The organism is Carboxylicivirga linearis (genome assembly GCF_018271995.1).
GTDB lineage: Bacteria > Bacteroidota > Bacteroidia > Bacteroidales > Marinilabiliaceae > Carboxylicivirga > Carboxylicivirga linearis.
Genome location: NZ_JAGUCO010000003.1, coordinates 546395 through 556830 on the forward strand (window position 1 = coordinate 546395; position 10436 = coordinate 556830).

Here is a 10436-nt window from a genome sequence, read left to right on the forward strand (position 1 = left end):
CTTGTAATGGCAGGATTTAATTTATCAAAACAAATCAATTACCTATTTTTTATAGGTATTTCTTTTTTACTTCCGGTGCAAATTATTGGACAAACAGGTCCAGGTAGTATCGGAAATACAACTGGAACTAACGGTAATCCAAAAATAGTATTATGGTTAGACGGTGAATCTCTAGAGTTATCTGAAAATGATAATATATCAACTTGGCTGGATCAATCAGGTAACAATAATGATCTTTCACAGACAGACCCTACATTAACACCCATTTATAGAGCAGGAGTTTTAAATGGGAAAGCAATAGCAGAATTTAGTCAGAGTAATAATCGTATACGAGGATTAAACTTTGATATGCCTGCTGATGAGATTTCAACATTTATTGTAACAAGAACAGCTAGTTCGGGAGAAGCACTTATTTCTTATGCTGTATCATCACAGGATAATGAATATTTAGTGCACGATGCTTCATCGCTAACATCAATTATTCAAGGTAGTAGTTGGGATAGTAATGAGACTTTTAATGATGATAATTGGCATATTATAACTCAAACTTGGGCAAGCTCCGATGGAGGAACATATCTTTATAAAGATAATAATACTGCGTTAAGTTCAACTACTGCTAATGGAAGTATTACATCATTGGGGTGTTTTGCTATTGGAGGAGAGCAAGATAATGTTGATGGTGGATATCAGACTAATCAGGCATTTGAAGGTGATATTGCAGAAATTATTGTTTTTGATAGAAGGTTGTCTCAAGCAGAGGTTTCAATTGTTAATAATTACCTTAATTTAAAATATGCAGCTTCAGATGGTGATTTTCCTATAGCTAAGGATGGATTCAATAATGTAAATGCTGCTAATCACATCAATAACTTCGGAGGTACAGGTGTTGAGAGTGATGGTGCTTCTCAACTTTATTCATTATTGGGCATTGAACTTCCTGCTGGAAATCTGTCTGCCGGTGATTATTTGATGACAGCACATAATGGAATTGAAAATAATTTATTAAATATTGAAACCGGTCTGACCAATGCTGATGGTGCATGGGGACGAAGCTGGTATATTCAAAGAACAGGAACGTTTGATCCACAAATAACTTTCGATCTTTCAGAATTCGAAGATGGTAAGTATTTTTCAGGTACAAATAACTATGTGTTATTGTATAAGAGCACAGAGGGTGGAACGTATACAGTAATGCCTACTGTTGCAAGCCTTAGTAGTGTTACAAAATTAACATTTACGGTTAACAACGCAGATTGGTCTGACGGTTTTTATACCTTGGGCTCAACAGATCTAACAATTGCTCCTTTACAAGGAGTAGCCGGAGTAACCTATTATGCATGGTTAAACGATGATTGGGATAATCCGGATACTTGGTCAATTCAGGAAAATACGCATGTTCCAAACGGTTATACTCCAACAACGTCTCCAACATCGGACATAGATAAGGTGATAATTAAGAATGGTATTACGGTTAATGTTAATAGTAATAGCAAATCAAACGCTTTACTTGGGATTAGAGGAACACTTGACTTAGGATCAACATCGGGACATAACTGGAGTACCATTAACGGTAGTGGTCGTTTGGTTTTGGAGTCGGATGAATTTCCTGTTGGAGATGCGACTCGATTTATAACAAAGGGGTTAGATGAAGGTACTGTAGTATATGAAGGAGCTGGTTTTACTTATCTAACAGAAAGGGAGTTTTTTAATCTTGAGGTGAATTTAAATAGTTCTACCAATGGCATTACTCTTTTGAACAACTTAAAAGTTAACGGTAATTGTTATATCAACCGTGGAATTTTAAAAATAAATGATGATGCTTCAACAACGGGTATTGATATAGGTATTGATGGAAATCTTTGGATTCAATCAAATGGTAGTATTTCAACAGGTATTGGAAATGCTCGTCATGAGTTGAATCTTATGGGAGATTTTACCAATAACGGAGTTGCTTATTTTACAAATCGAACATCTCAGATAGCAAACAGTGAAGCTACAGATGGTATTGTTGATGTAAATTTATTAAACAAATCTTCAGATCAGGTAATACAATTAAATGGTATCACCAACTTTTATCGTATTGAGATAGATAAAGGAATTGATCAAACTTATGTTGCCTCCATTGATGCTGATGATGCAGCTTATTTTAATCTATTTGGTTACGCTAATGAAAGTCATGATGGAGATCAACCATATCGCTCTTCAAATAATAATGCATTAGGATTGATTGCGGGCACTTTTAAGTTAGGCGCTAATATTAATGTGTTAACGTTAAGTAATAACCGTAATTTTGATATACCCGAAAGAGCAAGACTTTGGGTAGATGGTGCTACCGTGTTAAATAACAATGGTAATGCAACTGTTCCATACGGAACACTTCAGGTTTCCGGTGGTCTTTTTGAATCAAAAGTTTCGAGTGGTATTACAACTCGTAAAAATGGGTTAATTAAAATTGAAGGGGGAATTGTAAATACCAATGTAATCCGCACATCGGTTCGTGGAGCCGATAATGTTGGAGGATATGTACAAAGTGGTGGTACCATGAACTTGATTAGTGGTTCAATGAATAGTGATTATTATCGGTTTTGTATGACATATCCGGGTAATGTTTTTAATATGAGCGGTGGTACTCTTAATATTCAGCAATCAGGAGGATTAGGAGGTATTTTTATAAACTCAGATGCACAAAACATAAATGTTACAGGGGGAACTGTTATTTGTAACGTAAGCTCAAATAGTGATTTTAATATTACATCAAAGGCACCATTTTATAATCTTCAATTAACTAATTCAGCAGGTAATACTTATAATCATGTATTAGCTGATGCGTCAAATGTTGCGGGTACAGAAACGGTAAGTGCTCAACCATTGGTAGTATTAAATGATTTAAGTATTGAAACTGATGCTTTTCTACATCATAACGGACAAGATATTACAGTAGGTGGGAATTTTTCTATTGCTGCCGATGCTCAAATTCAAAGCGAAAATGGAACTAATAATTATGGTTTGTGGTTCCGCAACAGAGAAAGTGCTTACAATACATTAACATTTAATGGTAATAATGATGCTGAATTCTATATTGGTCATAATGTAGATGATGGATATGAACTCTATTTGTCTAGTGTTGTCATCAATAAGCCAGAAGGAAAAAGCTTAACTTTAAAAGGAGATCCTAATAAAGAGGCTTCTAATGTGAGTCATGATTACTATGCGCGATTATTTCGTGTATTCAATAATATGACTGTTGAGTCTGGTATTTTTAATCAGGGTGAACATGCCATTCGTTTATATGGGCCGCTAAATGTAAAATCTGGCGCTCAGTGTGGTGTTTACGAACATGGTACAACACATATTGATGCCTTAATAATGTTTAAGGATGCCGATATTGAAATTAATACTGAAAGCGGTGCTGTTTTAGGTAATATTAAGATGAATCCTGCTCCTGATACTGAAATTATCAGTCTGACCAGTGATGTTACCATAAAGAGGATTAGTTATTATCATGGTCGAATTAATATGGGTCCATATAATTTAAAGCTTGATTATTTGCATAGAGGAGGAACAACAAATCCGTACAGAGTTTCAGATGGTAATGCCGCAACAGAAATGTTTTATGGAGATGGCAATGCTTCGGACGGAGGTCTGACGCGTTATATCGAAGATGGACTTGCTGATAATACTGATGTTGTATTTCCAATTGGTGTTCCGGGTAAATATACACCGGTAAGTATTAACTTGGCAAATGTTCCTGTCGGGGGTGGATATATTACAGTTGTCCCTGTTGATGGGGAATTACAAACTACAGATGTTCAAAATGGAGGAAATATGCTTTCTTATTATTGGAAGTTAGATAATTCTGATTTTTCCGATATGCCTGATGCCAAATTTCTGTTTTATTACGATGAGGATGATGTAACTTCTCAGGAGAACTTATATGTACCCGGTAAAGTATTGTCGGTTGATCCCTACTCCAGGCTGTATATAGATGATACAGGAAGAGTAGATGATAATATAAACGAAATCACCTATGATGATGGTTCAGGAGGTCGTTTTCCCTTGGATATAGCTAACTATACAGCGGGTAGAGAGAATCGATTTACCGGAAGTGTATCCATATTTTATACGCGAGACCATGGTTCATCTACAGGAGGAGCTGCTCGTGAACCTCGTTGGAGAGACCGTTATACATGGACAAGAAATGATTTATTACAGGATCTTGATGGTAATGGAACAATTGATGACTATGAATATCACGACAGTCGTCAGCCTGAGTGTCCAAATGGTAATAATGATTATCCTGAAGCCGGTGATGTTGCGGTTATTGGTTGGGTACCATGGACCGATACTCAGAAAACATCACTTCAGGGCCAACCCCATGGTGTATGGATTGATAATACACAGGATCAGGTCGCTGAACTGGTATTTACTCAAATGAAAGATGCTGGTGGCAACCCAACAGAAAGAGTATATAGATCGGCATTTCAATTCAGACCAACTTTATGTATTAACGGTGGGTCCGGTCAGTTAACAGCTGGCTTAGTAAGGGGTGAGGGTTTATTTTGGAATCGTTATAGTGATCCGGATTTTACCCTAATGGATCTTGGCGAATTTGTAGCCAATGACTCTTCGTACATAGCTTATGAAAACAGTGTTAATCCAAGAACAATTAACAATATTCCTGATGAGGTTCCGAATCTAATGTTAGCCAATAGTGGCTGGGGAGCTAGTGATTATGATATTACTATAGAAAAAGACTTGATGGTGAACGGTAGTCTCGAAATTCTTGGGAATGCTAATTTGTTGCTTCATGATGGGGCAACAGGAGATATCACAATTGGAGATAATTTGTTGCTTTTTGAATCTAATCCTTCTGAAGGTTCCCCTTCGGGTGGAGGAGCACAATTATTATATCCTAATAATGCAGTTAGAACTGTAACGGTAGGAAAAGATATAATAATGGCGAATGCGTCAAGTTTATTGGCAATAGATAATCCATCATCTAATGGAATAGAGCATACATTAAATGTATATGGAGATATTTATCAGGCTTCTTCAGGAGTAGGATCTAATGGTATTCAATTGTGGACTGCAGCAAATGAAGATAAAATTGTGTTGAACCTGCTTGGTAATTCAAGTATGACTTATTCATATGTTAATGGTGATATTCCAAATTTATATAGGTTAATTGTTGATAAAGGCACTTCACAGGATGTAGAGGCAACTTTTAATACGGATTTTAATCTTCACGGACCAACCTCAGGAGTGGGGATTGAAAAGGCATTGGAACTAAGCAATGGTATGTTCATTGTCAATAACGCAGATGTTAATCTAGATTTAACAACTGGGGATGATGATTTCTATATTCCAAGTACTGCAGGCTTAAGGTTGCTGCAAGGTGCTGCATACGCCAATGGCAATTCAAATATTATTCTTGATGGAACAATGGATGTGAATAGCGGGTTACTTGATATGTCTGGAGGTAATAATAATATTGAGTATTCGGCATCAGGTAATGCAGTATTAGCTATTGGTGCAGGAGGATCTTTAATTGTTGGTGGTCAGGTAAGAGGATCGTTAACTGCAGATGAAGGAATATTAAAATACAGACAAACTGGTGGTTCAGTAATTCTTGGAGAGAATTCAGCTACAGAAGGAGGAAGAGGTATTTTAGAAGTGCATAATACAGGTAGTGAGTTTACTTTCACTGCAGGAACGTTACAGTTTGTCCGACAACAATCTTCTCCTATAAGGGCATCTTTATATTTACAGCCCGATGAAAGTACAATAGGTTCGGATGTTACCATACAATTTGGTAATGCTTCAACACCAGCATCTCAAAATATGGGGATTCATTCTTCCATAGCTCTTGAGAATATTGTAGTTGATAATTCAAGCTCCAATAATCCAACTGTTACTACATGGGTTGAGAACTTGGATTTAAATGGTGATCTAATTATAGGTGCTAATTCAGTTTTTGATTGTAATGATCTTGATATTTCTATTGGAGGTGATTTGCAAAACAATGGTTTGTTTGATGCCGGATCAAACATTACGACTTTTACTGGAGATGTAGATCAGAGTATTACTGGATCATCTGCAGTAACATTTAATAATCTTTCAAAACTTGGCAATGGACAGCTTGATTTGAATGGTGACATTTTAGTTAGTGGAGAATTTAACTTGTCAGGAACTGTTATTGATAATGATCATACCATTGAGCTAAAAGGTAACTTTATCAACAATGGAATGCATAATTATGGAGGTGTTGGTTCTGGAATAATAATGTCAGGTTCAACTTTACAATCTCTATCAGGTAATGGAACCTTAGGATTGTTAAGGGTTAATAATAACTCAGGTGTAAAAGTTGCAGATGGGTATAGTGTTAATGTAGAGAATGGATTACAATTGGAAGATGGAGTATTTGATATTGGAGGAAATCTGCTCACACTGAATAAAGATGCGGTTATATCACCAGTTAATCCGTTCGGTGAAACAAATATGATTCAAACAACAAAATCATATGTTGATGCTGGAGTAAAACAATTATTTGGATCATTTTCCGGACCGGGAACCAAGGATCTGATTTTTCCAATGGGATCAAATGGAGTGTTTACTCCAATTGAAATGTCGATTAATTCTGTTACATCAACAATTGGAAGCATTACAGTTAAGGCTTCTCATGAAGTACATCCAACTATTATTGAAGATGATGAATCTCCGGATGTTGAAATTGTTGATGATGAGAATGCATTGCAGTTTTATTGGATACTTCGAAGTGACGAAATTACCAATTTCGATGCCACAGTCCGGTTTTATGCAAATGATGATTTAGCTTTGTCGAATAGTCCATCGTATGATCAGAGTGATTATATAACAGCTCGCTTATTAAATGATGGTACGTATAAATGGACAAAATACGGTCAGGATACATATGATGAAGCAAATGATGTGTTAACTTTTACTTATTCAGGAACAAATGACCTCGGTATTTCGGGTGATTATACAGCTGGAGTTGAACCTCAAACAGCGACAAAAAAAGGAGCAATTCCTGATGAAGTACCTGTATATACGACTATTGCTGATGGAAATTGGTCTGATGCTATTTGGTCTCCAATAGCGCCAGCAGGCGGTCCGAGAGGAGCAAGGGTAGAGATTAATCATGATGTAACGATGGCGTCAAATTTTGTGTCGGCCTATACAACTACCATAAATAGTTCAGGTAGGTTAAGTCTAGGAGCTACTTATGGTCATCGTTTAGGAGATGTTTTTGGAACAGGAGTTTTACATATATATGATGGAGCCATGCCTTCAGCATCGTATAACGAATTTATAACCAGTTCTGGTGGTACTTTTGATTTTGATGGGACACAGGATTATTCAGTATTAAGTAATTTTGTTGAGGTAAATAATGTTGTTTTCACTGGAACCGGTGAAAGAGATTTGCCCAACGGTAATCTTACGATTCATGGTAATCTTATTATAGATGGAGATAACGCTAATCTTGATTTAGTTAACCTATATAACATGTCATATTTACTCGAAAGAGATCTGATATTAAATATGGGTGCATTCTCAGCAGGTATTGATGATGCTACCATTACTTTTAATGGAATAGAGCCACAAGAGGTGACAGGTGATTTCACTGGAGCTAATGGTTTCAATAATCTAGAAATTAACAATGTTGCTGGTTTAACACTTAATAATTCTACTGAAGTAAATAATAGGTTAATATTAACGTCAGGAGTTATTAATACGTCTGATCTTAATACGCTTACAATAACAAATCCAGCATCTGCTGGTGTTCAGGGCGGTAGTAGTAATTCGTTTGTCAACGGACCTTTACGAAAAAGAATACCTAACAATGATACATTTGATTTCCCGGTAGGAAACAACGGGCGAATTGGATATGTTGGTTTGTCAGGAATTCAATCAGGTACAACCGGAATTTGGGAAGCAGAATATATTGCTTCGAACCCATTATCAGGAGGGTATGATCCGGATGAATTTACTAACCCTTTGAATTATGTAAGTCATGGAGAATATTGGCGTGTGAAAGGACCAACCTCGGCAGAAGCTAACATTACAGTACGTTGGGATGGTCAAAGTGGTGTGTCTGTGGATGAGGATGAAAGAAAGAATCTGCGAATTGTAGAATGGACTGCAGGCACCACTGATAGTTGGAATAATGCCGGAGATAATATTGTTGATGGGGGTGCTACCAATGGAACAATTACTACTACTGCAACAAGTATGTTCAATGCTTTTGCCAATGGAAATATTTTTTCATGGGGCTCCATAACACCAAGCGCAGTTTATGGATGGATTGGGGGTGCTGTTGGATATGAAACAGACTGGTTTACGGCAATAAACTGGAGCCAGGGATCGGTACCAGATATTAGTTCAGAAGTAGAAATTTCAACAGCAACATATCAGCCGGTCATCAACGGTAATGCTTTTGCATTAGATTTAACTATTAATGCAAGTGCCAATCTTACTGTGTCACCAGGAAGTCAATTTACAGTAGATGGAGATATTATTAATAATGGTCAATTAATTATTCAGAACAACAATACTGATATGATGGCCTCCTTTATTAATAATGGAACGATATCAGGCTCTGGAACTGAAAAGGTTGATTTCTCTTTTGATTCTCGTCGCTATTGGTATATTGGATCACCGGTTGATGGAGTAACTGGGGCTGATCTATATGTATCAGATAATGATAAAGCACGTGTATATAGGTACAATGGAAGTTGGATTGAAATGGACAATGACTTGTATGATTTTGATGCGGAACCACTACAAGGCTATAGCGTAATCTATCGCGATCCTGAAACCATTACTTTTGAAGGAAGAGCTAGATATGGAGATTATACATATAGTATTCAAAAAGGTTGGGAATTGGTTGCCAATCCTTATCCGGCCTTTTTAGATGTTAGTATTGCTAATGAATGGAACTTTTCTAATATTAGTGAAACCATTTATACAAGAACTACTTATGGTGGAGAACGTGATTTGGCTACCTATAATAGAACCACCGGTTATGGTGTAAACGGAGGAAGTAAATACATTGCTCCAATGCAGGCATTTTGGGTGAATTGTACAAATAGTGGAGAATTTGGAGTCAATAAAGGTGCTCGAGTTCATCATTCTGCAGTCTTAAAGTCGAATTCATCAGAGAATAATGTTTTAAGAATGAAACTTGATAATGGATTGTTTGAAGATGAAATAGCAATGGTGTGTTTACCAGAAGGTAGTCATATCTTTAGCAAAGTAGATTCAAAGAAGAAGTTTAGTGATAATGCTAATGTGGCATATTTATATTCTTTAAAACAAAATAATAAGGTTGCAATTAATGTATTGCCAGAACCAGAAACAATAGAGAAGGTGCTGGTTGGATATCAGGTATCTAATGAGTGGCAAGGAGATTTAATATTAAAGGCGACTAATTTAGGCGATTTTGATGCCTCACCAATTGTTTTACTAGAGGATAAAGTTTTAGGTGTGTTCATTGATTTAAGGTCAAATCAAGAGTATAAATTTACTCATGTCGTTAATCAAAGTAGTGACCGCTTTGTAGTTCATTTTACAGATGTTGCAACAGATATTAGTGATACAGATGATATATACCTAAAAGAAAGTAGTAATATTAGTATCTATAAGGAAAATAAACATGCAGTTGTTAAGGTTGATAAAGCCTTAATTAATAAAACAACAAATAAAGCAGTTGCTTTATTGTATTCACTTGAAGGAGTTGTGTTGGATGAAAAAGAAGTTCTTATGGAACAAACAATGCTTGATTTACCGAAACAGACGGGTATATACATTGTAAAAGTTCAAATAGGAAGTAATGTAAAAACGGCTAAGATATTTGTTAGTCGTATGGAGTAGAATTAGATTTTGTTTTAATAGATAGCCGGAGTAATTTCTTTATTCCGGCTTTTTTATTGGAATACGATTGGGTTTTTCCGCCTTCGGGAAAGTTGTGTCAGGAATGGATGTTCTTTTAAAGATTCACGAGCTCAAAAATGAAGAACAATACTTGGTAAATCCGGTCAAGATTCTGGCAATTGAAAGAAACTGATAAATGCTTCTGAAATATTGTTGCCCGTAACCACCTCGTGTTTAATCCCGAAACACAAATTAACACTTTCTACCTTCAAAAAGATTGGATTTTGATTTGGAGGTTATAAAAATAACCGCTTATTTTGCATCCGCTTTTGAGAACAAGGGTTCTAAAGAAAAGCAGAACAGACGGGCGATACAGAACGTTTGTACATGTTGAAAGCAAAGAAAGAGAGAAGGTATTTTGAACCATTTTTTACTAGCTGCATTTAAAAGAAAGCTAAGTGACGGCGAAGAAAAAAAACTTCAAAAAAACTTTTGGAATTTAGAAATTAAATTCTTTATCTTTGCAGCCGCTTTTGAGGATAACG

The 10436-nt window shown here is 36.2% G+C and carries 2 protein-coding genes; both read left to right on the forward strand.

Annotated features, from left to right (window positions below; genetic code table 11):
- Nucleotides 1–6: 6 nt before the first annotated feature.
- Nucleotides 7–9891 carry a hypothetical protein gene (locus KEM10_RS07545; protein ID WP_212215367.1) on the forward strand — a complete coding sequence of 3295 codons (9885 nt, stop codon included), beginning with the start codon at nucleotides 7–9 and terminating at the stop codon, nucleotides 9889–9891.
- Nucleotides 9892–9958: 67 nt separating this feature from the next.
- Nucleotides 9959–10084 (forward strand): peptidylprolyl isomerase, encoded by a 126-nt coding sequence (locus KEM10_RS24955; protein ID WP_394369428.1) that lies wholly within the window; start codon nucleotides 9959–9961, stop codon nucleotides 10082–10084.
- Nucleotides 10085–10436: the final 352 nt, after the last annotated feature.

What these genes read in the sequence shown, in the direction of transcription:
- KEM10_RS07545 (WP_212215367.1), top strand. Translation starts at nt 7, where the DNA reads ATGGCAGGATTTAATTTATCAAAACAAATCAATTACCTATTTTTTATA.